Origin of the sequence: Nocardioides agariphilus (assembly GCF_015352445.1) — a bacterium.
Taxonomy (GTDB): Bacteria; Actinomycetota; Actinomycetes; order Propionibacteriales; family Nocardioidaceae; genus Nocardioides; species Nocardioides agariphilus.
This window is the reverse complement of the sequence record NZ_JADKPO010000033.1, coordinates 24,784-50,512: the sequence shown is the minus strand read 5'-3', so window position 1 is coordinate 50,512 and position 25,729 is coordinate 24,784. Positions and strand designations below refer to the sequence as shown.

General features: G+C 70.9%; 25 protein-coding genes and 1 riboswitch. Of the genes, 23 read left to right on the top strand and 2 right to left on the bottom strand.

Features of this window, described 5'->3' with window-relative positions; translation table 11 throughout:
* Positions 1 to 261: 261 nt before the first annotated feature.
* Entirely contained in the window at positions 262 to 1,638 is a 1,377-nt protein-coding gene (locus ISU10_RS19075) for a pyridoxal phosphate-dependent decarboxylase family protein (protein WP_194698020.1), read from the bottom strand.
* Positions 1,639 to 1,736: 98 nt separating this feature from the next.
* Between ISU10_RS19075 and carA the strand changes: the two genes are divergently transcribed.
* From carA to rpe, 17 genes are all read left to right on the top strand, one after another.
* Positions 1,737 to 2,876 (top strand): glutamine-hydrolyzing carbamoyl-phosphate synthase small subunit, encoded by a 1,140-nt coding sequence (gene carA / locus ISU10_RS19070; protein ID WP_194698019.1) that lies wholly within the window; start codon positions 1,737 to 1,739, stop codon positions 2,874 to 2,876.
* A complete protein-coding gene (carB, locus tag ISU10_RS19065) occupies positions 2,876 to 6,229 on the top strand; it encodes a carbamoyl-phosphate synthase large subunit (RefSeq protein ID WP_194698018.1) in 3,354 nt (1,117 codons plus the stop codon). The genes carA and carB overlap by 1 nt, the downstream gene beginning before the upstream one ends.
* Complete coding sequence (locus ISU10_RS19060; protein WP_194698017.1) at positions 6,226 to 7,296, top strand: quinone-dependent dihydroorotate dehydrogenase; 1,071 nt, start codon at positions 6,226 to 6,228, stop codon at positions 7,294 to 7,296. The genes carB and ISU10_RS19060 overlap by 4 nt, the downstream gene beginning before the upstream one ends.
* On the top strand, positions 7,293 to 8,135 hold the full coding sequence (gene pyrF / locus ISU10_RS19055) for an orotidine-5'-phosphate decarboxylase (protein ID WP_194698016.1): 843 nt from the start codon (positions 7,293 to 7,295) through the stop codon (positions 8,133 to 8,135). The genes ISU10_RS19060 and pyrF overlap by 4 nt, the downstream gene beginning before the upstream one ends.
* 13 nt (positions 8,136 to 8,148) lie before the next feature.
* Complete coding sequence (locus ISU10_RS19050; protein WP_194698015.1) at positions 8,149 to 8,628, top strand: hypothetical protein; 480 nt, start codon at positions 8,149 to 8,151, stop codon at positions 8,626 to 8,628.
* 133 nt (positions 8,629 to 8,761) lie between these two features.
* Positions 8,762 to 9,082, top strand: coding sequence for an integration host factor, actinobacterial type (gene mihF / locus ISU10_RS19045; protein WP_194698014.1), 321 nt, complete (start codon positions 8,762 to 8,764; stop codon positions 9,080 to 9,082).
* Positions 9,083 to 9,087: 5 nt separating this feature from the next.
* On the top strand, positions 9,088 to 9,657 hold the full coding sequence (gene gmk, locus ISU10_RS19040; protein WP_370865698.1) for a guanylate kinase: 570 nt from the start codon (positions 9,088 to 9,090) through the stop codon (positions 9,655 to 9,657).
* Between the two features lie 47 nt (positions 9,658 to 9,704).
* The gene (gene rpoZ, locus ISU10_RS19035) at positions 9,705 to 10,043 is read left to right on the top strand and encodes a DNA-directed RNA polymerase subunit omega (protein ID WP_370865696.1); all 339 of its coding nucleotides are present in this window, start codon (positions 9,705 to 9,707) and stop codon (positions 10,041 to 10,043) included.
* Between the two features lie 7 nt (positions 10,044 to 10,050).
* On the top strand, positions 10,051 to 11,313 hold the full coding sequence (gene coaBC, locus ISU10_RS19030) for a bifunctional phosphopantothenoylcysteine decarboxylase/phosphopantothenate--cysteine ligase CoaBC (protein ID WP_194698013.1): 1,263 nt from the start codon (positions 10,051 to 10,053) through the stop codon (positions 11,311 to 11,313).
* Between the two features lie 86 nt (positions 11,314 to 11,399).
* Positions 11,400 to 12,590, top strand: a complete 1,191-nt coding sequence (gene metK / locus ISU10_RS19025) for a methionine adenosyltransferase (protein ID WP_194698012.1) — start codon at positions 11,400 to 11,402, stop codon at positions 12,588 to 12,590.
* Between the two features lie 46 nt (positions 12,591 to 12,636).
* Positions 12,637 to 14,682, top strand: a complete 2,046-nt coding sequence (locus ISU10_RS19020) for a primosomal protein N' (RefSeq protein WP_194698011.1) — start codon at positions 12,637 to 12,639, stop codon at positions 14,680 to 14,682.
* Positions 14,683 to 14,692: 10 nt separating this feature from the next.
* On the top strand, positions 14,693 to 15,238 hold the full coding sequence (gene def / locus ISU10_RS19015) for a peptide deformylase (RefSeq protein ID WP_194698010.1): 546 nt from the start codon (positions 14,693 to 14,695) through the stop codon (positions 15,236 to 15,238).
* 3 nt (positions 15,239 to 15,241) lie between these two features.
* Entirely contained in the window at positions 15,242 to 16,162 is a 921-nt protein-coding gene (fmt, locus tag ISU10_RS19010) for a methionyl-tRNA formyltransferase (RefSeq protein WP_194698009.1), read from the top strand.
* 10 nt (positions 16,163 to 16,172) lie between these two features.
* Complete coding sequence (locus ISU10_RS19005) at positions 16,173 to 16,601, top strand: MmcQ/YjbR family DNA-binding protein (RefSeq protein ID WP_194698008.1); 429 nt, start codon at positions 16,173 to 16,175, stop codon at positions 16,599 to 16,601.
* Positions 16,591 to 17,937, top strand: coding sequence for an RsmB/NOP family class I SAM-dependent RNA methyltransferase (locus ISU10_RS19000; protein ID WP_194698007.1), 1,347 nt, complete (start codon positions 16,591 to 16,593; stop codon positions 17,935 to 17,937). The genes ISU10_RS19005 and ISU10_RS19000 overlap by 11 nt, the downstream gene beginning before the upstream one ends.
* 86 nt (positions 17,938 to 18,023) lie before the next feature.
* Positions 18,024 to 18,986 (top strand): non-homologous end-joining DNA ligase, encoded by a 963-nt coding sequence (gene ligD / locus ISU10_RS18995; RefSeq protein ID WP_194698006.1) that lies wholly within the window; start codon positions 18,024 to 18,026, stop codon positions 18,984 to 18,986.
* 115 nt (positions 18,987 to 19,101) lie between these two features.
* Positions 19,102 to 19,767 (top strand): ribulose-phosphate 3-epimerase, encoded by a 666-nt coding sequence (gene rpe / locus ISU10_RS18990; protein WP_194698005.1) that lies wholly within the window; start codon positions 19,102 to 19,104, stop codon positions 19,765 to 19,767.
* A gap of 13 nt (positions 19,768 to 19,780) precedes the next feature.
* Here rpe and ISU10_RS18985 read toward each other — a convergent pair whose 3' ends face one another.
* Complete coding sequence (locus ISU10_RS18985; protein ID WP_194698004.1) at positions 19,781 to 20,731, bottom strand: hypothetical protein; 951 nt, start codon at positions 20,729 to 20,731, stop codon at positions 19,781 to 19,783.
* Positions 20,732 to 20,889: 158 nt separating this feature from the next.
* Positions 20,890 to 21,018, top strand: a riboswitch (FMN riboswitch).
* Between the two features lie 96 nt (positions 21,019 to 21,114).
* Between ISU10_RS18985 and ribD the strand changes: the two genes are divergently transcribed.
* Genes ribD through hisG form a run of 6 tightly spaced genes read left to right on the top strand, consistent with a single transcriptional unit; the run spans position 21,115 to position 25,699 of the window.
* The gene (gene ribD, locus ISU10_RS18980) at positions 21,115 to 22,170 is read left to right on the top strand and encodes a bifunctional diaminohydroxyphosphoribosylaminopyrimidine deaminase/5-amino-6-(5-phosphoribosylamino)uracil reductase RibD (protein ID WP_228501343.1); all 1,056 of its coding nucleotides are present in this window, start codon (positions 21,115 to 21,117) and stop codon (positions 22,168 to 22,170) included.
* On the top strand, positions 22,170 to 22,790 hold the full coding sequence (locus tag ISU10_RS18975) for a riboflavin synthase (RefSeq protein WP_194698003.1): 621 nt from the start codon (positions 22,170 to 22,172) through the stop codon (positions 22,788 to 22,790). Before ribD ends, ISU10_RS18975 begins: the two co-directional genes overlap by 1 nt.
* On the top strand, positions 22,787 to 24,034 hold the full coding sequence (locus tag ISU10_RS18970) for a bifunctional 3,4-dihydroxy-2-butanone-4-phosphate synthase/GTP cyclohydrolase II (protein WP_194698002.1): 1,248 nt from the start codon (positions 22,787 to 22,789) through the stop codon (positions 24,032 to 24,034). Before ISU10_RS18975 ends, ISU10_RS18970 begins: the two co-directional genes overlap by 4 nt.
* A gap of 1 nt (position 24,035) precedes the next feature.
* The gene (gene ribH, locus ISU10_RS18965) at positions 24,036 to 24,524 is read left to right on the top strand and encodes a 6,7-dimethyl-8-ribityllumazine synthase (protein WP_194698001.1); all 489 of its coding nucleotides are present in this window, start codon (positions 24,036 to 24,038) and stop codon (positions 24,522 to 24,524) included.
* Between the two features lie 34 nt (positions 24,525 to 24,558).
* Positions 24,559 to 24,822 carry a phosphoribosyl-ATP diphosphatase gene (locus tag ISU10_RS18960; RefSeq protein ID WP_194698000.1) on the top strand — a complete coding sequence of 88 codons (264 nt, stop codon included), beginning with the start codon at positions 24,559 to 24,561 and terminating at the stop codon, positions 24,820 to 24,822.
* Positions 24,823 to 24,832: 10 nt separating this feature from the next.
* Positions 24,833 to 25,699: an ATP phosphoribosyltransferase gene (hisG, locus tag ISU10_RS18955; RefSeq protein ID WP_194697999.1), complete on the top strand. Its 867-nt coding sequence runs from the start codon at positions 24,833 to 24,835 to the stop codon at positions 25,697 to 25,699.
* Positions 25,700 to 25,729 lie beyond the last annotated feature (30 nt).

The following is a 25,729-nucleotide window of genomic DNA, read 5'->3' as shown; positions in this document are numbered from 1 at the left end:
GCGTCCCTCCTCAACCGGCGGGGAGTCCAGCGCGCCTGCTCGCCACCGCTGGTTGAGGAAGGCGCGCTGGCGCCTGTCTCGAAACCAGATGAGCGGATCTTCGGCCTGTTCTGCGGTTTCGAGATGGGACTTCGTCCCTCCTCAACCGGCGGGGGAGTCTTCGGCCTGTTCTGCGGTTTCGAGACGGGACTGCGTCCCTCCTCAACCGGCGGGGGAGTCTTCGACCTGTTCTGCGGTTTCGAGACGGGACTTCGTCCCTCCTCAACCAGCGGGGAGTCCAGCGACCACGCGGCGTACGGCGTCGAGGGAGCGCTCGACGTCGGAGTCGGTGGTCGACCAGTTGGACACGGCGCAGCGCTGCACCGCGCGGCCGTGCCACACGGCGGGGGTGACGACACAGGTGCCGTCGGCGAGGATCCGGCGTCCGGCCTCCGAGGTGCGCTCATCGGTGGCCAGCCGGAACATCACCTGGGTGAACACCACGTCGTTGACGACCTCGACCTCCTCGATCGCCTCGAAGCCCTTGGCCAGCGCGGTCGCGTGGGAGCACAGCCGGTCGACCAGGGCGGCGAGCCCGTCGCGCCCGAGACTTCGCAGCGCCGCCCACACGGCGAAGCCGCGAGCCCGGCGGGAGAACTCCGGTGCGCGCGACATCGGGTCGCTGGCATCACCGATGAGGTAGTCGGTCTCGACGCCGAACCCGGCTGCCAGGCTCGCGGGGTCGCGGACGATGGCCAGGCCCGAGTCGTAGGGGACGTTGAGCGTCTTGTGCGCATCGGTGGCCCACGAGTCGGCCTCGGCCATTCCCCGGGTCAGGTGCCGGTACGACGGGCTGGCCGCGGCCCAGAGACCGAACGCGCCGTCCACGTGCACCCACGCATCGTGTCGCCGGCCGAGCGCCACGGCGGAGGCGAAGTCGTCGAACGCCCCGCTGTGGACCTCGCCCGCGCCGAGGCACAGGATCGTCGGGCCCTCGCCGTTGGCGAGGGTCTCCTCGAGCACGGGGATGCAGATGCGGCCCTCGCCGTCGGTCTCGACCTCGATGACGCAGTCCTGGCCGAGGCCCAGGTAGCGGACGGCAAGGTCGACCGTGTCATGGCGGCGACGCCCGACCACCACCCGCACCCTGGGCGCTCCGAACAGGCCGCGCGCACCGACGTCCCAGCCCGCACGGGCCAAGACGGAGTGACGGGCAGCCGACAGGCAGGAGTAGTTGGCCATCATCCCGCCGGTCACGAACCCCACCGCCGACTCGCGGGGCAGGTCGAGGGCCTCGACGATCCAGCGGCCGGACACGACCTCGACGGCGGCCGCCGCAGGCGTCAAGGAGTTCGCGCCCGCGTTCTGGTCCCAGATCCCGGTGAGCAGATCGGCACCGCGTGCGGCGGGCAGCGCGCCCCCGATGACGAACCCGAAGAACCGCGGACCTACGTTGCCCGACAGCCCCGCGTCGGCGGTCGCGGCCAGCTCCTCGATGACGGCGACCGGGTCGGCCCCCTCGTCGGGCAAGGGAGCGTCGAAGGCTGCGAGCATCTGCTCGAACGTCGCTCGCGGCCACACCGGTCGAGCGTCCAGCCCCGCCAGGAACTGCGCCGCCAGCTCGTGTGCGCGAGAGAGCACCCGTCCCGTGTCGTCCATGGCGTGACAGTAGACCGGGTCGGCGCTGGTAAGGTCCGTCGCGATCGACATCCTTTAACGATCCGTCCAGAGAGGCGGAGAAGGAGGTCCGGCAGTAGATGCCTGCCCCTGCCACACCAGCGATGCTCGTCCTCGAGGACGGCCGCACCTTCCGCGGTGACTCCTACGGAGCCCCGGGAGAGACCTTCGGCGAGGCGGTCTTCGCCACCGGCATGTCCGGCTACCAGGAGACTTTGACCGACCCGTCGTACCACCGTCAGGTCGTCGTCATGACCGCCCCTCACATCGGCAACACCGGCATGAACGACGAGGACCCGGAGTCCTCGAGGATCTGGGTCGCCGGATATGTCGTCCGCGACCCCGCTCGCCGGCCGTCGTCCTGGCGGTCGCAGCGGTCGCTCGACGACGCACTGCGCGACCAGGGCGTGGTCGGCATCAGCGGCATCGACACCCGCGCGCTGACCCGCCACCTGCGCGAGCGGGGTGCCATGCGGGTCGGGATCTCCTCGACCGAGACCTCCGTCGAGGCCCTCCTCGAACGAGTCCGGACGAGCGCCGAGATGTCCGGCGCGAACCTCTCCGACGAGGTGAGCACGAGCCAGGCCTACGTGGTCCCGGCGAGCTCGACCAGCCAGTCGCCACGGTTTCGCGTTGCGGCCCTCGACCTCGGGATCAAGGCCAACACGCCGCGGATGATGGCCGAGCGCGGCATCGAGACCCACGTACTTCCCGCCACCGCGACCCTCGACGACGTGCTGGCCACGCACCCCGACGGGTTGTTCTTCTCCAACGGCCCCGGTGACCCGGCCGCGACCACTGGCCAGATCGAGGTGCTGCAGGGCGCCCTCGAGCGCGGCCTTCCGTACTTCGGCATCTGCTTCGGCAACCAGCTCTTCGGCCGCGCGCTCGGGTTCGGGACCTACAAGCTGACCTACGGCCACCGCGGCATCAACCAGCCGGTCATGGACCGCACCACCGGCAAGGTCGAGGTCACCGCGCACAACCACGGCTTCGCGGTCGACGCGCCGCTGTCGGGCAGCACCGAGACGCCCTACGGCGCGGCCACCGTCTCGCACATCTGCCTCAACGACGACGTGGTCGAGGGCCTCGAGCTGAGGGACGACGCCGGCATGCTCAAGGCCTTCTCGGTCCAGTACCACCCGGAGGCAGCCGCCGGCCCGCACGACGCGGCGTACCTCTTCGACCGCTTCGTCGGCCTGATGGGCGGTGAGCTCTGATGCCGAAGCGCACCGACATCCACAGCGTCCTGGTGATCGGATCCGGTCCGATCGTGATCGGCCAGGCCTGCGAGTTCGACTACTCCGGCACCCAGGCCTGCCGCGTCCTGCGTGCCGAGGGCATCCGGGTGATCCTGGTGAACTCCAACCCGGCCACGATCATGACCGACCCCGAGTTCGCAGACGCGACGTACGTCGAGCCGATCACGCCCGACTTCGTCGAGCAGGTCATCGCCAAGGAGCGTCCCGACGCCCTGCTGGCCACCCTCGGCGGCCAGACCGCGCTCAACTGCGCGGTGGCGCTGGCCGAGCGCGGGATCCTCGAGAAGTACGGCGTGGAGCTGATCGGCGCCTCGATCGAGGCCATCGACCGCGGCGAGAACCGCCAGCAGTTCAAGCAGATCGTCGAGGGTCTCGGCGGTGAGGTCGCGAAGTCCGTCATCTGCCACACGCTGGAGGACTGCCTGGGCGCCGCCGACCAGCTCGGCTACCCGATGGTCGTCCGGCCGAGCTTCACGATGGGCGGCGTCGGGTCCGGGATGGCCTACGACGAGGAGGGACTGCGCCGCATCGCCGGCGCCGGTCTGGCCGCGAGCCCGACCACCGAGGTGCTCCTGGAGGAGTCGATCCTCGGCTGGAAGGAGTACGAGCTCGAGGTCATGCGCGATCGCAAGGACAACGTGGTCATCGTCTGCTCGATCGAGAACCTCGACCCGATGGGCGTGCACACCGGCGACTCGATCACGGTGGCACCGGCGATGACGCTCACCGACCGCGAGTACCAGCACCTGCGCGACCTCTCGATCGGCATCATCCGCGCGGTCGGGGTGGACACCGGCGGCTGCAACATCCAGTTCGCGGTCAACCCGCACGACGGCCGCGTCGTCGTCATCGAGATGAACCCGCGCGTCTCCCGTTCCAGCGCGCTGGCCTCCAAGGCGACCGGGTTCCCGATCGCCAAGATCGCGGCGAAGGTCGCGATCGGCTACACGCTCGACGAGATCCCCAACGACATCACCACCCGACCCGACGGGCAGAGCACACCGGCCAGCTTCGAGCCCACGCTCGACTACGTCGTGGTCAAGGTGCCGCGGTTCGCGTTCGAGAAGTTCCCGGCCGCCGACCCGGTGCTCACCACGCACATGAAGTCCGTCGGCGAGGCGATGGCGATCGGCCGCAACTTCACCGAGGCGCTGCAGAAGGCCCTGCGGTCGTTGGAGAGCAAGGACGCACCGTTCGACTGGCACCAGGAGTGGGTCGAGCTGGACAAGCAGTCGCTGCTCGACAAGGCCCGCGTCCCCCACGACGGCCGCCTCAAGGACGTGATGGACGCCATCCGCGCGGGAGCCACGGCCGAGGAGATCTTCGAGGCGACCGCCATCGACCCGTGGTTCGTCGACCAGCTGGTGCTGATCAACGAGGTGGCCGCCGAGGTCACCGCCGCCCCCGAGCTGACGCCGGAGCTGCTGCGGCTGGCCAAGCGGCACGGCTTCTCCGACCTCCAGATCGGCAAGATCCGCGGGATGACCGCCGACGTCGTGCGCGGCGTGCGCCACGCCCTCGGCATCCGGCCCGTCTACAAGACCGTCGACACCTGCGCGGCCGAGTTCGCCGCGCGCACGCCCTACCACTACTCGTCCTACGACGAGGAGACCGAGGTCGAGCCGCGCACCAAGCCGGCCGTGATCATCCTCGGCAGCGGTCCCAACCGGATCGGTCAGGGCATCGAGTTCGACTACTCGTGCGTGCACGCCTCGCTCGCGCTCAAAGACGTCAAAGGCGGCGCCGGCTCTGTCGATGGCGGCGAGGCCGCCTATGAGACCGTGATGGTCAACTGCAACCCCGAGACCGTCTCGACCGACTACGACACCTCCGACCGCCTGTACTTCGAGCCGCTGACGCTCGAGGACGTGCTCGAGGTCGTCCACGCCGAGCGGCAGGCCGGCCCGATCGCCGGTGTCATCTGCCAGCTGGGCGGCCAGACCCCACTCGGACTGGCGCAGGGTCTCGCCGACGCCGGCGTCCCGATCGTCGGCACCCCGCCCGAGGCGATCCACCTGGCCGAGGAGCGCGGCGCCTTCGGGCGGGTGCTGGCCGAGGCGGGCCTGAACGCGCCCAAGCACGGCATGGCGTCGTCCTACGACGAGGCAGCGACCATCGCGGCCGAGATCGGCTACCCGGTGCTCGTCCGTCCGTCCTACGTCCTCGGTGGTCGCGGCATGGAGATCGTCTACGACGACGAGGCGCTCGAGGGCTACATCGCGCGCGCCACCGCGATCAGCCCCGAGCATCCGGTCCTGGTCGACCGGTTCATCGACGACGCGGTCGAGATCGACGTCGACGCCCTGTTCGACGGGCAGGACCTGTTCCTCGGTGGGGTGATGGAGCACATCGAGGAGGCCGGCATCCACTCCGGCGACTCCGCGTGCGCCCTGCCGCCGATCACTCTGGGCGCGCGTGAGATCGACCGGATCCGCGAGGCCACCGAGGCGATCGCGCGCGGTGTCGGCGTACTCGGGCTGATCAACATCCAGTTCGCGCTGGGCGCCGACGTCCTCTACGTCCTCGAGGCCAACCCACGCGCCAGCCGGACGGTGCCGTTCGTCTCCAAGGCGACCGCCACCCCGCTGGCCAAGGCCGCGGCGCGGATCATGCTCGGCGACTCGATCAAGTCGCTGCGCGACGAGGGGCTGCTGCCCGCCGAGGGCGACGGCGGCACGCTGCCGGCGGACGCACCCATCGCGGTGAAGGAGGCGGTGATGCCGTTCAACCGGTTCCGTCGCCCCGACGGAAAGAGCGTCGACACGGTGCTGGGCCCGGAGATGCGCTCGACGGGGGAGGTGATGGGGCTCGACGCCGACTTCGGGCGTGCGTTCAGCAAGGCGCAGACCGCGGCGTTCGGGTCACTGCCCACCAGCGGCCGCGTCTTCGTCTCGATGGCCAACCGCGACAAGCGGTCGATGATCTTCCCGGTCAAGGTGCTGGCCGACCTGGGGTTCGAGATCCTCGCCACCCAGGGCACCGCCGAGGTGCTGCGCCGCAACGGCGTGCAGGCAAAGGTGGTGCGCAAGCACTTCGACGGGCCGGGACCCAACGGCGAGAAGACCACGGTGCAGCTGATCCAAGACGGGGAGATCGACCTGGTCATCAACACCCCACACGGCTCGTCCGGCGCTGGCGGATCGGTGCGCGTGGACGGCTACGAGATCCGCACGGCGTCCGTCGGGGCTGACATCCCCTGCATCACCACGGTCCAGGGCCTGGGCGCTGCCGTGCAGGGCATCGAGGCGCTGCTGCGCGGCGACATCGGGGTGCGCTCCCTCCAGGACTGGGCGCGCGGATCGGACCGATGACGACCTACGACGCCCTCTTCGACCACGTCCTGACCCGCGTCGACGCCGAGCAGGCCCACCACCTGGGCTTCGCCGGCATCCGGACTGCCCGGCCGGTGACCCGGCTGTTCCCGGGACCAGCGACCCGTCCGGTCAACTCGATGGGGCTGACCTTCCCGTCGGCGCTGGGCCTGGCAGCGGGCTTCGACAAGAACGCTGTCGGCGTCGACGCCCTTGCGGCCCTCGGGTTCGGGCACGTCGAGGTCGGCACCGTGACGGGGGAGGCGCAGCCGGGCAACCCCAAGCCGCGGCTGTTCCGGTTGCCCGCTGACCGGGCGATCGTCAACCGGATGGGCTTCAACAACGACGGGGCCGAGGTCGTTGCGCAACGCCTGGCTGATCGCGCGAAGGGCCGGGGGCGCGGCAGGTCCGACCGACGACAGGTCGTGCTCGGCGTCAACATCGGCAAGACCAAGGTCGTCCCGGAGGACGACGAGGCCGCTGTGCTCGCCGACTACACGAAGTCCGCGAGCCTGCTGGCTCCCTGGGCCGACTACCTCGTGGTCAACGTCTCCTCGCCCAACACTCCGGGACTGCGTAGCCTCCAGGCCGTGGAGCGGCTGGGGCCTCTCCTGGAGGGCGTACGCCGCGTGGCCGACGTACCCCTGCTGGTGAAGATCGCCCCCGACCTCGCCGACGACGACGTGGTCGACGTTGCCCGCCTGGCGCTCGAGCTGCGCCTGGAGGGCCTGATCGCGACCAACACCACGGTCTCGCGAGCCGGACTGCGCACCCCTGCAGCAGAGGTGGAGGCCATCGGCGCGGGGGGCCTGTCCGGCGCGCCCGTGGCCGAGCGCTCGCTGGAGGTGCTGCGCATCCTGCACAAGACCGTGGGCCCCGACCTCGCCCTCGTCTCGGTAGGCGGCATCTCGAGCGCCGATGATGCCCGCGCGCGCCTGGATGCCGGCGCCTCGCTCGTGCAGGCCTACACCGGGTTCGTGTACGGCGGTCCCTGGTGGCCGCGCCGGATCGCCCATGCCCTCGCCCATGTCCCCGCCCCCGCCGACGCCCCAGGAGTCTCGCCATGACCTTCGGATCACGCTTCCACGCCGCCGTGGCAGCCCGCGGCCCTCTCTGCGCCGGCATCGACCCGCATGCCGCCCTGCTGCACGCGTGGGGTCTGCCCGACAGCGTGGAGGGGCTGGAGTCGTTCGCGCTGACCGCCACCGAGGCGCTCGCCGCCGAGTGCGCGGTGGTCAAGCCGCAGTCGGCCTTCTACGAGCGGTTCGGCAGCCGCGGCGTCGCCGTGCTCGAGCGCGTCATCGCGGTAGCCCGCGAGGCTGGAGCCCTGGTCCTGCTCGACGTGAAGCGCGGCGACGTCGGGTCGACCAGTGAGGCCTACGCCGAGGCCTACCTCGACCCGGCCAGCCCGATCGCTGCCGACGCGATCACGGTCAGCCCGTTCCTCGGGTTCGGCTCCCTCGACCCCTTCGTCGATGCGGCTCGCAAGCACGATGCCGGCCTGTTCGTGCTCGCCCGCACCTCCAACAAGGAGGCGCCGGAGGTGCAGGCCGCGCATGTCGACGACGGCCGGACCGTGACCGCCACGATGCTCGACCACCTGCGGCACCTCAACGCCGGTGCCGACCCGCTGGGTTCCTTCGGCGCGGTCGTCGGCGCGACGATCGGCGACACGGGAGAGGACTTCGCGTTCAACGGGCCGATCCTGGCCCCGGGCTACGGCGCCCAGGGCGGCACCACCGCCGAGCTCCCGCGCATCTTCGGAGCTGCCCTGCCCAACGTGCTGCCCAGCTCCTCGCGCGAGCTGCTCCGCGTCGGTCCTTCGGCACCCGCCATGCGCGAGGCCGCTCGGCGCACCAACGACGAGCTGCGCACCCTGTTGTCGAGGACTGCCGGACAGCGGTGAGTGAGGGTTGGTCGTGTCGACGAGAGCCAACACCCACGCACCGCCCTCCCGTCGCAACCAGCACTCACTCACCCCCGCCCTGCTGCTCGTCGTGGCCCTGGCGTCAGCGTGCGGCGGTGCGGATGAGGACTACTGCGGGAGCGTCAAGGAGCACCAGGCCGAGCTCACCGACGTGACGGCATCCGGGGCGCCGTCTGCGCTGCTCGATGCGCTGCCGATCCTTCGCGACCTCTCGACGAGGGCGCCCGACGACATCAGCGACGAGTGGCAGGTCCTCCTCGACCCGTTGGAGCGACTTGACGAGGCGGTGCGAGCCGCCGACGTCGACCCGGCGTCCTACGACCCCCGACACCTGCCGGCGGGACTCACGGACGGCGAGCGACAGCGCATCGAGGACGCCGGGGCCGCGCTGGCAGACCCGGCGGTGGGGGCTGCGTTCGACGGGATCCAGCAGCAGGCCAAGGACGTCTGCCACACGCCTTTGAGCCTCTGAGGAGTGCCGAATCCCGCTCTGCTGTGGGGAATTCGACCTCACGCGGTGCTCCCGCGTTGCTGACCCGTCGCGAACGTGACTAGATTGGCCCGGTTCGTCCGTTCCGTGTGTTGGTCGTCCGAGAAGGTGAGACGTGGCGCTTCCTCCCCTGACCCCCGAGCAGCGACAGGCAGCGCTCGACAAGGCAGCTGCCTCGCGACGGGAGCGGGCCGAGGTGAAGAACCGGCTCAAGAACTCGGGCGCCTCGATCGTGGAGGTCCTCCACGCGGGCCAGCGCAACGAGGTGATCGGCAAGATGCGCGTGGTCGACCTGCTGCAGTCGATGCCGGGCCTGGGCAAGGTGCGCGCCCGCCAGATGATGGAGCGGCTCGGCATCGCCGAGAGCCGGCGCGTGCGCGGCCTGGGCGTCAACCAGGTGGCCGCGCTCGAGCGCGAGTTCGCACCCCACGACTGACGCTGGTGCCCCACTCCCGACTCACCGTCTTGGCCGGACCCACCGCTGTGGGCAAGGGCACCGTCGCGGCCGACGTACGCCTGCACCACCCCGAGATCTGGATCTCCGTCTCGGCGACCACCCGACGACCTCGGCCCGGAGAGCAGCACGGCGTGCACTACCTGTTCGTCTCCGAGGAGGAGTTCGACCGGATGGTCGAGGCCGACGAGCTGCTGGAGTGGGCGGTGGTCCACAAGGCCGCCCGCTACGGCACGCCGCGGGCTCCGGTGGAGGCGGCCCTGGACGAGGGACGCCCCGCTCTGCTCGAGATCGACCTGCAGGGCGCCCGGCAGGTCCGCGAGCGGATGCCCGAGGCGCGGTTCGTCTTCCTGATGCCGCCGTCGTGGGACGAGCTGGTGCGCCGGCTGGTCGGCAGGGGCACCGAGACCGAGGCCGAGCGCGAGCGCCGGCTCGAGACGGCACGCGATGAGCTGGCCGCCGAGTCGGAGTTCGACGCGACGGTCGTCAACCACGAAGTTCACGCTGCTGCCGAGGAGTTGGTAGCCTTGATGTGTTCTGAGGTCGCCGACCACTAGCCAGTGTGGCGAGTGATCTCTTCTCCTAGTTCCAGTGAGGCTCCTGCGTGTCTGCACCCGACATCGCCGCCGAGGGCGTGACCAACCCCTCGATCGACGACCTGCTTACCAAGACCGACAGCAAGTACAAGCTGGTCCTCTACAGCGCCAAGCGCGCCCGCCAGATCAACGCCTACTACTCCCAGCTCGGCGAGGGCCTGCTCGAGTACGTCGGCCCCCTGGTCGACACCCACGTCCAGGAGAAGCCCCTCTCGATCGCCCTGCGTGAGATCAACGAGGACCTGCTCACCTGCGAGGACATCGACCCCTCGGAGCTGGCAGCTGAGGAGCAGGCCCGCACCGCTGCGACGACCCTCGACGACGACTTCGGCGACAGCAACCGCTGAGGTCCGCATGACTACCGTGACGGCCGGGACCCCTGAGGAGGGGTCCCGGCCGCGCCTCGTCCTGGGGGTCTCCGGCGGCATCGCGGCCTACAAGGCGTGCGAGCTGCTGCGCCGGTTCACCGAGTCCGGCCATGACGTCACCGTCGTCCCGACCGCTGCGGCACTGCGGTTCGTGGGCGCCGACACCTGGGCCGCGCTCTCGGGCAAGCCGGTCTCGGCCGAGGTCTGGCACGACGTGCACCAGGTGCCTCACGTGCGGATCGGCCAGTCGGCCGACCTGGTCGTGGTCGCGCCGGCCACTGCCGACCTGCTGGCCAAGGCGGCCCACGGCCTGGCCGACGACCTGCTCACCAACACGCTGCTGACCGCACGCTGCCCCGTCGTGTTCGCTCCAGCGATGCACACCGAGATGTGGGAGCACGCGGCCACGATCGCCAACGTCGCCACCCTGCGCCAGCGTGGTGCGGTCGTGATCGAGCCCGCGGAGGGCCGGCTGACGGGCGATGACTCGGGCAAGGGACGTCTGCCCGACCCGCTGGAGATCTTCGAGATCTGCACCCAGATCCTGGCTCGTGGTGTCGACAGGCTCGACCAGCGATGGGCCGACCTGGCAGGTCGCTCGGTCGTGGTGAGCGCAGGCGGCACCCGCGAGTACCTCGACCCCGTGCGGTTCCTCGGCAACCGCTCCTCCGGGCTCCAGGGATACGCGCTGGCGCGCACGGCCGTGGCCCGCGGAGCCGAGGTCACCTTGGTGGCCGCCAACGTCTCCCTGCCCGATCCCGCCGGGGTCAAGGTCGTGCGCGTCGAGACCACCTCCGAGCTGCGCGACGCCGTGGTCTCCGCGGCTGCGGGCGCTGACGCGGTCGTGATGGCCGCGGCACCTGCCGACTTCCGACCGGTGTCGGCCAGCGACACCAAGCTCAAGAAGGCCGACGACGGCAGCGCTCCCACGATCGAGCTGTCGCAGAATCCCGACATCCTCAAGGAGATCGCCCACGACCGCCTCCGCGAGGGCCAGGTCGTGGTCGGGTTCGCAGCCGAGACCGGCGACGACACCGGCACCGTCCTCGAGCTCGGACGCGCCAAGCTGGCCCGCAAGGGCTGCGACCTGCTGGTGGTCAACGACGTCAGTGGGGGAGCGGTCTTCGGCGCGCCCGACAACCAGGCCGTGATCCTGGGCGCCGACGGTGCGGTGATCGACGTACCCCTCGGCTCCAAGGCGGCTCTGGCCCACGCGATCTGGGACCAAGTGCTGGCCCGGATGCCGTGACCGTCGCCGACCACGGCTAAGGTCTCGTCCGATCATTCCTTGGTCATTTGCTTGGCCAACCGCAGCAGCACAGGAGTAAGCACACCGTGGCCGGACGTCTCTTCACCTCAGAGTCGGTGACCGAGGGTCACCCCGACAAGATCGCCGACCAGATCAGCGACTCGGTTCTTGACGCCATGCTCGAGCAGGACGCCCACAGCCGCGTCGCCGTCGAGACCCTGCTGACGACCGGCCTCGTGGTGGTCGCCGGTGAGGTCACCACGACCGGTTACGTCGACATCAAGCAGAAGGTCCGCGACCGGATCCTCGAGATCGGCTACGACTCCTCCATCAAGGGCTTCGACGGTCACTCGTGCGGGGTGCTGGTGGCGATCGGTGGCCAGTCCGGCGACATCGCCCAGGGCGTCGACAGCGGTCACGAGAGCCGGTCCGGCTCCGTCGACGCGATGGACAAGCAGGGCGCCGGCGACCAGGGCCTGATGTTCGGCTACGCCTGCGACGACACCGACGTCCTGATGCCGCTGCCGATCGTCATCGCCCAGCGCCTCGCCGAGCGTCTGACCGCCGTGCGCAAGGACGGCACCCTCGACTACCTGCTGCCCGACGGCAAGACCCAGGTCACGATCGAGTACGACGCCGACAACCGTCCGGTGCGCGTCGACACGGTCGTCATCTCCTCCCAGCACGCCCACGACGTCGAGCTCGACACTCTCGAGAGCGACGTGAAGAAGCACGTCATCGACCACGTGCTCTCCGACTTCGACCTCCCCTCGGAGGGCTACCGCCTGCTGGTCAACCCGACCGGCCGCTTCGTGGTCGGTGGGCCGATGGGCGACGCGGGCCTGACCGGCCGCAAGATCATCGTCGACACCTACGGCGGCATGGCCCGTCACGGTGGTGGCGCATTCTCCGGCAAGGACCCCTCGAAGGTCGACCGCTCGGCGGCCTACGCCATGCGCTGGGTGGCCAAGAACATCGTGGCCGCCGGCCTGGCCCGACGCTGCGAGGTCCAGGTCGCCTACGCGATCGGCAAGGCCCAGCCGGTGGGTCTGTTCGTCGAGACCTTCGGCACCGGCGCGATCCCGGACGAGGCGATCCAGAAGGCCGTGCTCGAGGTCTTCGACCTGCGTCCGGCGGCCATCATCCAAGACCTCGACCTGTTGCGGCCCATCTACGCCAAGACCGCCGCCTACGGTCACTTCGGCCGCGAGCTGCCCGAGTTCACCTGGGAGCGCACCGACCGCGCCGCCGCTCTGAAGGCCGCCGCCGGCATCTGAGGACGACGGTCCTGCACCGGGGTCGGCCGCTGGTAGACATGCCCGCGTGAGCCAGGACCAGCGCGATGAGCCGGAGGCGCTGCCCGGGCTCCGCGAGGTGGTCAAGGCCTCACGTTCGAGTTCCAAGCGGCGCAGCGCTGCCGCGAGGGCGGCCGCAGAGCCAGCGGCCGTGAACCCTGTCGCGAGGGTGCTGGTCGACGTACCTCTGGCTCACCTCGACCGCACCTTCGACTACCTGGTCCCGGTCTCGATGGCCGAGCAGGCCGTGCCGGGCGCGCGGGTGAGGGTGCGATTCGCGGGCCAGGAGGTCGGCGGCTACCTGTTGTCGAGGCAGGCGACGTCCGATCACGCCGGCCGCCTGACGCCGTTGCGACGCGTCGTCAGCCCCGAGCCGGTCCTCAGTCCTGCCGTGGGCGCGCTCGCCGGCGACGTGGCGTCCCGCTACGCCGGCGCCCGCAGTGACGTCCTGAGACTGGCGGTGCCGCCGCGGCATGCGGCGACCGAGCAGGCCGAGCCGCTCGAGCCCGCACGTGCGGGGGCCTACGACGCCACCGCGGCCGCTGCTGCCTGGTCCGAGCACCCCGCAGCCGAGGCCTACCTGCGCCGGCTGGCCGCGCGGGAGTCACCGCGTGCGGTCTGGTCGACCCCGCCGGGTAGTGACTGGCCGTCGCTGGTCGCCCACGCCGCGGCGGCAACGTACGCCGGGTCCGGGCGCGGCGTGCTGGTCTGCGTGCCAGACGCCCGGGATGTCGAGCGCGTCTCGCAGGCACTGACGCTGGTGCTGGGGGAGGGACAACACGTCACACTCACCGCGCAACCGGGGCCGGCCCGCCGCTACCGCGACTTCCTGGCCGTCTCTCGCGGGGCGCGTCGCGTGGTCGTCGGCACGCGCGCGGCCGCCTTCGCGCCGGTCCGCGACCTCGGGCTGGTCGTCGTCTGGGACGACGGCGACGACCTCCATGCGGAGCAGCGGGCGCCCTACCCGCACACCCGCGAGACGTTGCTGATGCGTGCCGAGCGTGAGCACACCGGCGTACTTCTGGGCGGCTTCGCCAGATCCGTCGAGTCTGACCAGCTGCTGCGGTCCGGATGGGCCCACGAGCTCGGCGTGCCGCGACCACACCTGCGCAAGCTCGTGACGGTCACCGTTGCCGGGGCCAGCGACGCCGAGCTGGCGCGGGACCCCTTTGCCCGGGGCGCCCGGATTCCCAGTGCCGTCCACGAGGTCGTGGGCCAGGCGCTGGCGACCGGCCCGGTCCTGGTACAGACCCCCAGGCTCGGCTACGCCGCAGCGGTGGCATGCGAGAGGTGCCGCACGCCGGCCAGGTGCCAGGTGTGCCAGGGACCGTTGTCGATCCCCGGTCCGGCCGCGGCTCCCAGGTGCGGGTGGTGCGGCACCGACCACCCGGACTGGGCATGTGGTGTCTGCGGTCATCGAGGGCTCCGGGCGCCCGTGGTGGGTGACGTGCGCACGGCCGAGGAGCTCGGCCGCTCGTTCCCGTCCACGCCCGTGCGGTCCTCGTCCGGACAGTCGGTGGTGGCCGCCGTAGGGCCGGAGCCGGCCATCGTCGTGGCGACGCCCGGCGCGGAGCCCGTCGCTGCAGGAGGCTACGCCGCCGTCGTGCTGCTCGACACCTGGCTGATGCTGTCGCGGCCCGACCTTCGCACCGGCGAGGAGGCCGTACGCCGGTGGGCCAACGCGGTCGGGCTGGTGCGTCCCGGAGGGCGCGCGATCGCCGTCGGTGACCCGGCAACGCCGGGCCTGCAGGCGCTCGTGCGCTGGGACCCGGCCGGCTTTGCCGCACGCGAGGCGGCCGAGCGAGCCAGCGCCCACCTCCCGCCGGCCTCGCGGCTGGCCACGATCACCGGACCTCCCGGCGCGGTCGACGACGCCTTGACGCTGCTGGCGCCGCCCGAGGGCGCTGAGATCCTGGGCCCGGTCCCGTCGGGCCAGGACGAGGCGCGCGTGGTCGTCCGGGTGCCGCGCGCCCGCGGCACCGATCTCTCCCGGGCTCTGCTCGAGCTGCAGCAGCTGCGCTCCGCCCGCAAGCTGGACCCGGTGCGCATCCAGGTCGACCCACCCTCCCTCTAGGCTTTCGCGCGTGGCGATCCAACCCATCCGGCTCTTCGGCGACCCCGTGCTACGGCAGCGAGCCGACGAGGTCGTCGACTTCGACAAGGAGCTGCGTCGCCTGGTCGAGGACCTCACCGACACGATGCTCGACGCACCCGGTGCGGGCTTGGCGGCGCCCCAGATCGGCGTCGGGCTGCGGGTGTTCACCTGGCACGTGGATGGCGTCGTCGGTCACCTGGTCAACCCGGTGCTCGACCTGTCCGAGGAGACCCAGGATGGCAACGAGGGCTGCCTGTCGATCCCGGGCCTCTCGATCGACTGCCGCCGCGCCCTGTCGCTGGTGGCCAAGGGCTTCGACATGCACGGCGAGCCGGTCGTCATCGAGGGTTCCGAGCTGCTCGCCAGGGCGATCCAGCACGAGACCGACCACCTCGACGGCGTGCTGTTCGTCGACCGGCTCGACGCCGCCAACCGCAAGCTGGCGATGAAGGCGATCCGTGAGTCGGAGTGGTTCGGTCTGGAGCAGCCGACGGTCAAGGTCTCGCCCCACGACACCTTCGGGCTGGGGCTCTAGCCGATGCGCGTGGTCTTCGCGGGCACGCCGGAGCCGGCGCTGCCGGCACTCGAGGCCGTCGCCGCCTCTGCTCACGAGCTCGTCGGCGTGGTCACGCGGCCGGATGCGCCCTCCGGACGCGGACGTCGACTCGCAGCCTCGCCCGTCGGCGCGCGGGCCGAGGAGCTCGGCGTACCCGTCCTCAAGCCCGAGCATCCGCGAGACCTGGACTTCCAGGACCAGCTGCGTTCGCTCGCACCCGACTGCTGCCCCGTGGTTGCCTACGGCGCGCTGCTCCCGCAGTCGGTCCTCGACATCCCCACCTACGGCTGGGTCAACCTGCACTTCTCGGTACTGCCCGCGTGGCGCGGAGCTGCGCCGGTCCAGCGCGCCCTGATGGCTGGTGACGAGGTCACCGGGGCGACCACCTTCAGGATCGTCCGCGAGCTCGACGCCGGTCCGACCTACGGCCTGATGACCGAGCGCATCCGGTCGGGTGACACCGCCGGTAGCCTGCTCCACCGCCTTGCCGAGGGTGGTGCCGGCCTTCTCATCGCCACGCTCGACGGGATCGAGGACGGCTCGCTGGAGGCGCGTCCGCAGCCTGCCGACGGGGTGAGCCTGGCGCCCAAGATCACCGTGGAGGACGCCCGAGTCGACTGGACCGAGCCGGCGATGGTGGTCGAGCGCCGGATCCGGGCCTGCACTCCCGCACCCGGCGCCTGGACCACCTTCGAGGGAGAGCGGGTCAAGCTCGGGCCGCTCACCACGGCCGACGGGGCTCTGCCACCCGGCGAGCTGGTCGTGGGCAAGAACGCCGTCGCGGTCGGCACCGGCAGCGCTGCCCTCAAGTTGGGCCTGGTCAAGGCGTTCGGCAAGAAGGAGATGCCGGCCGCCGACTGGGCCCGCGGCGTCCGCATCGAGCCCGGTGCCAGGTTCGTCTAGGGTCGCGCCCATGGCCACGTCGTCAGGCTCCCGCAAGGCTCGTCCCGAGGACGTCGACGCGATCTGCGCCGAGCTCCCCGAGACCGAGCTCGGCATCTCGTGGGGCGACCGGCCGACCTGGAAGGTGCCGCGCGGCCCCAAGGGCAAGGGCTTCCTCCTGTACCGCGCCCCGGGCCCGACCGCGATCGACCCGGAGACCGGGCACCCCTACGACGACCTGATCGTGATCACCACGCCGACCGAGGTGGAGAAGAACGCCCTGGTCGAGGACCCCTCGACGCCGTTCTTCACGATCCCGCACTTCAACGGCTACAGCGCCGTACTCGTCCAGCTCTCACGGCTCGGCGAGCTGGGCCGTAACGAGCTGGCCGAGGTCATCACCGACGCCTGGGCAGCCAAGGCTCCCAAGAGGCTGGTGAACGAGCACCTTGGCGGCTGACCTGCCTCGCACGGCTGCGCTGGAGGTCCTGCGCGCCGTACGTTCCTCAGACGCCTACACGAACCTGGCGCTGCCCGCGGCTCTGCGCAGGCATGGCCTCTCGGGTCGGGACGCAGCCTTCGCCACCGAGCTGGCCTCCGGGACCATTCGACGCCAGGGCCTGTACGACGCGGTGCTGGCGGCCTGCATCGACCGTCCGCTCGCCAAGGTGCAGGCCAGGGTGCTCGACGCCCTGAGGCTGGGCACCCATCAGCTGCTGGCCATGCGCGTCCCACCACACGCGGCCATCGCCACCACGGTCTCGCTGGTGCGATCCGACGTCGGACCGGGGGCCGCCGGCTTCGCCAACGCCGTGCTGCGTCGGGTCACCGAGCACGACCTCGACGCGTGGGTCGAGCTGGTCGCGCCCGACCCGGCGGACGACCGACACGGCTATCTCTCGGTCGCGCACGCGCACCCGCGATGGGTGGTCGACGAGCTGGCTCGCGCCCTGGGCGAGCGCGCCGCCCCCGAGCTCGAGGCCTTGCTGGCCGCCGACAACGAGGCTCCGGGCGTCACGCTGGTGGCGCGACCCGGACGGTCCACGCGAGACGAGCTACCGGGCGAGCAGACCCGTTGGTCGCCCTACGGCGTCCACCTCGAGTCAGGTGACCCGGGCTCGGTGCCGGCGGTGGCCGACGGTCGCGCGGGGGTGCAGGACGAGGGCTCGCAGCTGGTCGCCCTCGCTCTGTCGGCCGCGTCCGTGGACGGTCGCGACGAGCGGTGGTTGGACCTGTGCGCCGGACCTGGCGGCAAGGCGGCACTGCTGGCAGCGATCGCCTCGGGTCGAGGCGCTGGGCTGGTGGCCAACGAGCGACAGGTCCATCGCGCTCGGCTGGTGGCGGGGGCACTGCGGGGGTCGTCCGGCGTGCTCGGACTCGTGGTGGCCGACGGCACCCGGCCGCCGTACCCCGCTGGTTCGTTCGACCGCGTCCTCGTCGACGCTCCGTGCACGGGCCTCGGGGCCCTGCGCCGACGTCCGGAGGCGCGTTGGCGACGGCAGCCCGGAGACCTGCGCACCCTGGTGCCGCTGCAGCGCGCGCTGCTGTCGTCGGCCCTCGACCTGGTCCGGGCCGGCGGGGTGGTGCTCTACGCGACCTGCTCGCCCGTCCTCGCCGAGACGGCTGAGGTGGTCTCGTCGGTGCTGGGCGAGCGCCACGACGTCACGCTCGAGGACGCCGCTGCCCTGCTGCCCGGCGTCCCCGACTGCGACGGACCGCTGCCGGGCACCTTCCAGCTGTGGCCGCACCGCCACAGGACCGATGCGATGTTCGGGGCCCTGCTGCGCCGTCAGTGACGAAAAGGTTGTCGACACGCCACTGCAGACAACCTTTTCGTCACGGACGGCGATCCACAGGCGAGCACGGCGGCTACGTTGGCCCGGTGGCCAGCCCTTTCGTGGAGATCGAGGTTGACGATCGCGTCGTGAAGGTCACCAACCCCGACCGCGTCTACTTCCCCGAGAGCGGCGCTACCAAGCTCGACCTGGTCGACTACTACCTGGCCGTCGGTCCCGGCATCGTCAACGCGCTGTTCGAGCGGCCGTGCATGCTGCACCGTTTCCCCAAGGGCCTGGCCGGCGACAAGGTGCACCAGAAGCGGCTCCCTGCCGGCGCGCCGCCGTGGGTCGACACCGTCCAGTTGCACTTCCCGCGCTGGAACCGCACCGCCGACGAGCTGTGTGTCACGGAGCTGGCCTCGGTGATCTGGGCCGTCCAGATGTCGACGGTCGAGTTCCACCCATGGAACAGCCGCCGTGACGATCCCGAGAAGCCCGACGAGTGGCGCATCGACCTGGACCCCGGGCCGTTGTCCGACTACGCGCAGGTACGCCGGGTGGCCCACGTCGTGCACGAGGTGCTCGACGAGCTGGGAGTCGTCGGCTTCCCCAAGACCACCGGCAGCAAGGGCATGCACGTCTACGTGCGGATCAAGCCGGACCACGGCCACAAAGTCGTACGACGTGCCGCGCTGGCCTTCGCGCGCGAGGTCGAGCGGCGTACGCCGGAGGACGTCACCACCCAGTGGTGGCGCAAGGACCGCGACCCTCACCACCTGTTCGTCGACTACAACCAGAACGCGCGCGACCACACGATCGCGGCGGCGTACTCGGTCCGGGGCCTGCCCGACGCGCGCGTGTCCACTCCCATCGGGTGGGACGAGGTCGACGATGCCGATCCGCACGACTTCACCATCTTCACCGTGCCCGAGCGCTTCGCCCGGCTCGGCGACCTGCACGCCGACATCGACGACCACGTGTGGGACATCGCCCCGCTGCTCGAGTGGGCCGACCGCGACGAGGCCGACGGCAGGCAGACCCCTGCCGAGCCGGAGGAGGAAGCATGAGCGACCAGTCCCCGGGCCAGGGCTTCATCTGCAACGACTGCGGGTTCATGCACGTCTTCACCCCCGACGCGCGGGCCCGCTGAGACCACGCCCGTCGCGCATCTACGATCAGGCCGTGGGCATCCAGATCACCCCGAGCATCCTGACCGCCGACTTCGCCGCGCTGGGGGCCGAGATCGCCCGGATCCCGGGCGCCGACTGGGTGCACGTCGACGTGATGGACAACCACTTCGTCCCCAACCTCACCTTCGGGCCGACCATGGTCGAGGCACTGGCACGCAGCAGCGAGCGACCGGTCGATGCCCATCTGATGATCACCGACGCCGACCGGCACGCACCGGCGTACGTCGAGGCAGGGGCCGGCAGCGTGACCTTCCACGTCGAGGCCACGGCTGCCCCGGTGCGGCTCGCGCGCGAGATCCGGGCCAAGGGCGCTCGGGCCAGCATGGCGCTCAAGCCGGCCACCCCGATCGAGCCCTACGAGGACCTCCTGGGCGAGCTCGACATGGTGCTGATCATGACCGTCGAGCCTGGTTTCGGCGGCCAGTCGTTCCTCGACCTGTGCCTGCCGAAGATCCGGGCGGCACGGGCGCTGCTCGACAAGCACGGCCTCGAGGCCTGGCTGCAGGTCGACGGCGGGATCTCGCTGGCGACCATCGAGCGCTGCGCCGAGGCGGGCGCCGATGTGTTCGTCGCCGGGTCGGCTGTCTTCTCGGCCGACGATCCCGACGCGATGGTGGCCTCGCTTCGTCAGCAGGCCGAGCGGGCAGCCGGCGCCTGACCCTGCTCGCCGATCAGTTGCTGTAGGCCAGCGGTCGCCAACCGTCCTTGATCAGCCCACGGGACACGATGTCGGCGCCACTGCCGTCGCTGCCGTTGCGGTCGGTCCACAGGTAGACGTCGCCGAACACGTCGACCCCGACGATGGCGTCGTAGGCCATGCCGCCCACCCCCACGCAGGAGGCCGTCCGACCGGTCGCTCGCATGTCGGCCCACCCGCCCTGGTCGAGCAGCGTGCTGTAGTAGGCGGTGGGGTTGCTCACCGGGATCGTGTACTCGAGCAGCTCGTCCTTGTCGGCATCCGTGGCCAGGAACACGTCGTACTTGCTGCCCAGGACGCTGAAGGTGCGGACGTACTCGAACGAGCCGAGCGTGCCGAAGCCGGTGCCGACGGTCTTGTCGAACCGCACCGTGGCGCTGCCGTTCTTGCCGCCGAACACGTATCGCTGCAGCTGGTCCTTGTTGTTGAGCACGTAGAGGTACTTGCGACCCTGACCGATCGACATCTGCCGGATGCCGCTCCAGTTCTTGCGCACCAGCCGGCTGCGGTAGTCGGCCGACAGCAGCTTGCCCGTGCCGTCGAGGCGGTCGACCTCGATGACCTCGCGCAGCTGCTGACCGGAGAGCGTGAACCAGTAGCTGCGCTTGGTGGTCACCAGGCTGGAGGCCCGCGCCGACGTGCGAGCCGTGGTGCGGGTGGTCGTCGTGGACCGGTGTGGCAGGGCCAGGTCGCGCGGCTGGTAGCCCAGCGCATCGGGTCCTCGTCGCTGGGCGAAGGCTCGCCCGTCGTCGTAGCGGAACGTCGTCGGCACACCACGAGCGGTGACACCCGGCACGCTCGCGTGGCAGGTGAGCTGCGCCATGGCGAAGGCGGGCGCGGTAGTGGGCCCGGGTGCTGCCAGCTGGACGACCACCGCGGCGGTGACCGCAGCAAGTCGACGCGTGACAAGCACTCGGGCGGGCATGGGGAAACTCCAGTTCAGGCGAGGGGGGCGCGCATGACTACGCCCGAGCATGCGCCACGGGTGGCCGGACGTAAAGCAGGCGTGCTGGTGTGGCGAACGCCTCGGTGAGCAGGGAGGGGAAGATGTGCCACACTGGGAAGCGTACGAGCGAACGCGCTCACGTGCTCTGGGGTCGGTGAAACTCCGAACCGGCGGTTAAAGTCCGCGACCCGGTGACAGCCAGTGACCGGTTGACCAGGTGGAACTCCTGGACCGACGGTCAAAGTCCGGATGGGAAGACGCACGAGGGTCGGTTTCGTTGGATCCACCGTGAGGTGGCCAACACAGGCTTCGGCCGTCGCCGACCGCACGCCCCGGGGTCCGTGGACCCGACCGGAGGCGTCATGACCAGCATCGACCGCGGCGACATCGAGACCGCTGCCATGCGGCGCGCTCTGGCGCTGGCCGCCTCGCCGGGGGTGCCGACCGGACCCAACCCGCGGGTCGGCTGCGTGCTGCTCGACGGCCAGGGCCGCACTATCGCGGAGGGCTGGCACCGGGGCGCGGGCTCACCGCACGCCGAGGTCGACGCGTTGCGACAGGCGGGCGAAGCGGCGCGCGGCGCCACGGCGGTGGTGACCCTCGAGCCCTGCAACCACACCGGTCGCACCGGTCCCTGCTCGCGGGCGTTGATGGCGTCCGGCGTGCGCCGCGTGGTCTTCGCCCAGCGCGACCCCAACCCGGTGGCAGCCGGAGGCGCCAGCGTGCTCCGCGCGGCCGGGATCGAGGTCGAGGGAGGGCTCCTCGAGGACGAGGCGCGGGTGGTCAACCGCGAGTGGACCTTCGCGATGGACCGCGGCCGCCCGTTCGTGACCTGGAAGTTCGCCACCACGCTCGACGGACGCAGTGCTGCTGCCGACGGGACCAGCCGCTGGGTCTCCTCGCGGGCCGCTCGCCTCGACACCCATCGCTTGCGGGCGCTGTGCGACACGATGCTGGTCGGGACCAACACTGTCGCCGTCGACGACCCGCTGCTGACCGTCCGAGATGCCGACGACCAGCCCCTGGCAACGCAGCCTCTGCGCGCGGTGATGGGTGAGCGCGAGCTCGATCCGGGCCGACGCGTCTTCGACTCCTCGGCGCCGAGCGTGCACTTGCGCACGCGCGACCCCCACGAGGCGCTCAAGGAGCTCTTCGAGCTCGACCGCCAGCACGTCTTCCTCGAGGGCGGCCCCACGCTGGCCGCCGCCTTCTGGCAGGCGGGACTGGTCGACGAGGTCGTGACCTACCTCGCCCCGATGCTGCTGGGCTCGGGGCGAGCCGCCGTCGCCGACCTGGGCATCGGCACCATCGCCGAGGCCGACCACCTGCTCGTCACCGACGTCACCGTCCTCGAGCCGCTCGAGCCCGGCGACGACACCAACGTCCGGATCACCATGACTCCCAAGGAGCCGCACTGATGTTCACCGGCATCGTCGAAGAGCTGGGCACGGTTGCCGCCGTGCTCGACCAGGGCGACGCGATCAGGCTGACCGTCCGAGCCGTCACCGCGCTCGACGGCACCCAGCTCGGCGACTCGATCTCGGTCAACGGCTGCTGTCTGACGGTGGCCGCGATCGACCACGACGACCTCGGGTCCACCTGGACGGCCGACGTCATGCAGGAGACGCTCGAGATGACCTCCCTGCTGGGCGTGCAGCCCGGCGATGGCGTCAACCTGGAGCGTGCGATGACCGCCGACAAGCGCCTGGGCGGTCACCTCGTGCAGGGTCATGTCGACGGCGTGGGCACCGTCGTACGCCGGTCTCCGAGCGAGCACTGGGACGTCGTGGAGGTCTCGCTGCCGCGCGAGCTGGCGAAGTACGTCGTGCCCAAGGGCTCGATCTGTGTCGACGGGGTCTCGCTGACCGTCGTGAACGTCGGGCCGGACTCCTTCACCGTGAGCCTGATCCCCGAGACCCTCACCCGCACGACGCTGGGCTCCCGCGCGCCCGGTGACCGGGTCAACCTCGAGACCGACGTGATCGCGCGGCACGTCGAGAAGCTCATCACCGCCTACCTACCTGGAGCGTCGGCATGAACGCCACCGTCCGTCAACCAGTCAGGCTCGACACCATCGAGCGCGCCGTCGCCGACATCGCCGCCGGCAGGGCGGTGGTCGTCGTCGACGACGAGGACCGTGAGAACGAGGGCGACCTCATCTTCGCGGCGTCCAAGGCGACTCCGGCGCTGATGGCCTTCACGATCCGCTACAGCAGCGGCGTGATCTGCGTGCCGATGCCGGCCGCGATGCTCGACCGGCTGGAGATCCCGCTGATGACGCCCCACAACCGCGACAAGATGCGCACCGCCTACACCGTCTCGGTGGACGCCCGCGACGGCGTCTCGACCGGCATCTCGGCCGCGGACCGGTCCCACACCGCCCGGGTGCTGGCCGACTCGGCCACCGAGCCGTGGGAGATCACGCGCCCCGGCCATGTGTTCCCGCTGCGCTACCGCGAGGGGGGCGTGCTGGTCAGGCGCGGCCACACCGAGGCCGCGGTCGACCTGGCGCGGATGGCCGGGCTGACCCCCGCCGGCGTGCTGGTCGAGATCGTCAACGACGACGGCACCATGAAACGTGGCCCCGAGCTACGGGAGTTCGCCGATGAGCACGGCTTGGCGATGATCTCGATCGAGGACCTCGTGCGTCACCGCCAGCGCACCGAGGTGCTGGTCGAGAGGGTCGCGGTGACGTCGCTGCCGACTGCTCACGGCGACTTCACGGCCTACGGCTACCGCATCGGGTTCGACGGCTCCGAGCACATCGCGCTGGTGCTGGGTGACGTCGCGGGCCACGACGCGGTGCTCACGCGCGTCCACTCCGAGTGCCTGACCGGCGATGTCTTCGGCAGCGAGCGCTGCGACTGCGGGCCGCAGCTCGACGAGGCACTGGCGCGCATCCGCGAGGAGGGTCGTGGCGTCGTGGTCTACCTGCGCGGTCACGAGGGGCGAGGCATCGGGCTGGTCGCCAAGCTGCAGGCCTACGCGCTGCAAGACGCCGGACGCGACACCGTCGACGCCAACCTCGACCTCGGCCTCCCCGCCGACGCCCGCCACTACGGTGCTGCCACGCAGGTGCTGCGCGACCTCGAGGTCGAGAGCGTGCGGCTGCTGACCAACAACCCCGACAAGACCCGAGCCCTCGAGGAGTACGGCGTGCCCGTCAAGGAGCAGGTGCCGTTGACGACCCGGCCCAACGACCACAACCTGGCCTACCTGCAGACCAAGCGAGACCGCATGGGCCACACGCTGCCGCAGCTCCTGCTGGGTGAGGAGTCCTGAGATGGCTGGACACGGTGCCCCCGAGCAGCGACCGGTGGACTGCCACGAGCTGCGGGTTGCAGTGGTCGCGGCGAGCTGGCACGAGCAGGTGATGGACGGCCTGATCGATGGTGCCCGCCGCGCGTTGAAGGACTACCGCGTCGAGGAGCCGAAGGTGGTTCGCGTCCCCGGTACCTTCGAGCTCGCCGTGGTGGCCGACGCCCTGGCCCGCAAGGGGTACGACGCGGTCGTCGCGCTCGGCGTCGTGATCCGGGGTGGCACGCCGCACTTCGACTACGTCTGCTCGGCCGCGACCGACGGCCTCAACCGCGTGGCGCTGGACCATCAGGTGGCCGTGGGCTTCGGCGTACTGACCTGCGACACCGAGGAGCAGGCCCTCGACCGGGCCGGTCTGGAGGAGTCCCGCGAGGACAAGGGCTACGAGGCCGCAGCGGCCGCGCTCGTCACCGCCCAGACCCTGAGATACGTCCGCCGCGCCTACCTCGACTGACGCTCCCCGGCCTCACGGCCTAGGCTTGGCGATCGTGAAGACGTTCGACGAGCTGTGGGCGGAGCTGGCCGAGAAGGCCCAGACCCGTCCTGCTGGGTCGGGCACCGTGGCACAGCTCGACGCCGGGGTCCATGCGACCGGCAAGAAGCTGGTCGAGGAGGCCGCCGAGTCCTGGATGGCGGCCGAGTACGAGGGACCCGAGAGGGCGGCCGAGGAGATCAGCCAGCTGCTCTACCACGCCCAGGTCCTGATGCTCGCGACCGGCATCACCCCCGACGACGTCTACGCACACCTCTAGGACCCCCGCCATGTCGCTGCAACCCAACGGGCAGACGCTTCGCATCGCCGTACCCAACAAGGGATCGCTGTCCCAAGCCGCCACCGAGATGCTGCGCGAGTCGGGTTACCGGCAGCGCCACGACGCCAGGGAGCTCTCCGTCGTCGACGCCGACAACGGCGTCGAGTTCTACTACCTGCGCCCACGCGACATCGCCATCTACGTCGGCGAGGGCACCCTCGACGTGGGGATCACCGGTCGCGACCTGCTGCTCGACTCCGGCGCCAAGGCCGAGGAGGTGCTCAGCCTGGGCTTCGGGCGGAGTCGCTTCCTGTTCGCCGGTCCGATCGGCGAGTTCAGCGACCTCTCGCAGCTGGCCGGCCACCGCATCGCCACGTCCTACGTCGGTGTCGTGCGTACCTTCCTCGAGGACCGTGGCATCGACGCCACGGTGGTCCGACTCGACGGGGCCGTCGAGACCAGCGTGCGTCTCGGTGTGGCCGACGCGATCGCCGACGTGGTGGAGACCGGGTCGACGTTGCGGCAGGCAGGGCTCGAGGTCTTCGGGGAGACGATCCTGGAGTCCGAGGCCGTGCTCGTGGCCCGCGGCGGCGATGTGCCTTCCGGGCTCGAGGTCTTCAAGCGGCGCCTCGAGGGCGTCCTGGTCGCGCGTACCTACGTGATGATGGACTACGACATCGAGTCGGCCAACGTGGAGGCTGCCGTCGAACTCACGCCCGGCATCGAGGGCCCGACCATCTCGCCCTTGCATCGCGAGGGCTGGGTCGCCGTCCGCGCGATGGTGCCGCGCGCCGGGGCCCAGCGACTGATGGACGAGCTGTTCGACATCGGAGCCCGAGGCATCCTGCTCACCGACATCCACGCCTGTCGGCTCTGAGGTCGCGGTGACCTCCTCGGTGTCCTTGCC

Excerpts from the sequence above, each read along its gene's own strand:
- ISU10_RS19075 (WP_194698020.1), bottom strand. The coding sequence starts at position 1,638 with ATGGACGACACGGGACGGGTGCTCTCTCGCGCACACGAGCTGGCGGCG.
- carA (WP_194698019.1), top strand. The coding sequence starts at position 1,737 with ATGCCTGCCCCTGCCACACCAGCGATGCTCGTCCTCGAGGACGGCCGC.
- carB (WP_194698018.1), top strand. The coding sequence starts at position 2,876 with ATGCCGAAGCGCACCGACATCCACAGCGTCCTGGTGATCGGATCCGGT.
- ISU10_RS19060 (WP_194698017.1), top strand. The coding sequence starts at position 6,226 with ATGACGACCTACGACGCCCTCTTCGACCACGTCCTGACCCGCGTCGAC.
- pyrF (WP_194698016.1), top strand. The coding sequence starts at position 7,293 with ATGACCTTCGGATCACGCTTCCACGCCGCCGTGGCAGCCCGCGGCCCT.
- coaBC (WP_194698013.1), top strand. The coding sequence starts at position 10,051 with ATGACTACCGTGACGGCCGGGACCCCTGAGGAGGGGTCCCGGCCGCGC.
- fmt (WP_194698009.1), top strand. The coding sequence starts at position 15,242 with ATGCGCGTGGTCTTCGCGGGCACGCCGGAGCCGGCGCTGCCGGCACTC.
- ISU10_RS19005 (WP_194698008.1), top strand. The coding sequence starts at position 16,173 with ATGGCCACGTCGTCAGGCTCCCGCAAGGCTCGTCCCGAGGACGTCGAC.
- ISU10_RS18985 (WP_194698004.1), bottom strand. The coding sequence starts at position 20,731 with ATGCCCGCCCGAGTGCTTGTCACGCGTCGACTTGCTGCGGTCACCGCC.
- ribD (WP_228501343.1), top strand. The coding sequence starts at position 21,115 with ATGACCAGCATCGACCGCGGCGACATCGAGACCGCTGCCATGCGGCGC.
- ISU10_RS18975 (WP_194698003.1), top strand. The coding sequence starts at position 22,170 with ATGTTCACCGGCATCGTCGAAGAGCTGGGCACGGTTGCCGCCGTGCTC.
- ISU10_RS18970 (WP_194698002.1), top strand. The coding sequence starts at position 22,787 with ATGAACGCCACCGTCCGTCAACCAGTCAGGCTCGACACCATCGAGCGC.
- ribH (WP_194698001.1), top strand. The coding sequence starts at position 24,036 with ATGGCTGGACACGGTGCCCCCGAGCAGCGACCGGTGGACTGCCACGAG.
- hisG (WP_194697999.1), top strand. The coding sequence starts at position 24,833 with ATGTCGCTGCAACCCAACGGGCAGACGCTTCGCATCGCCGTACCCAAC.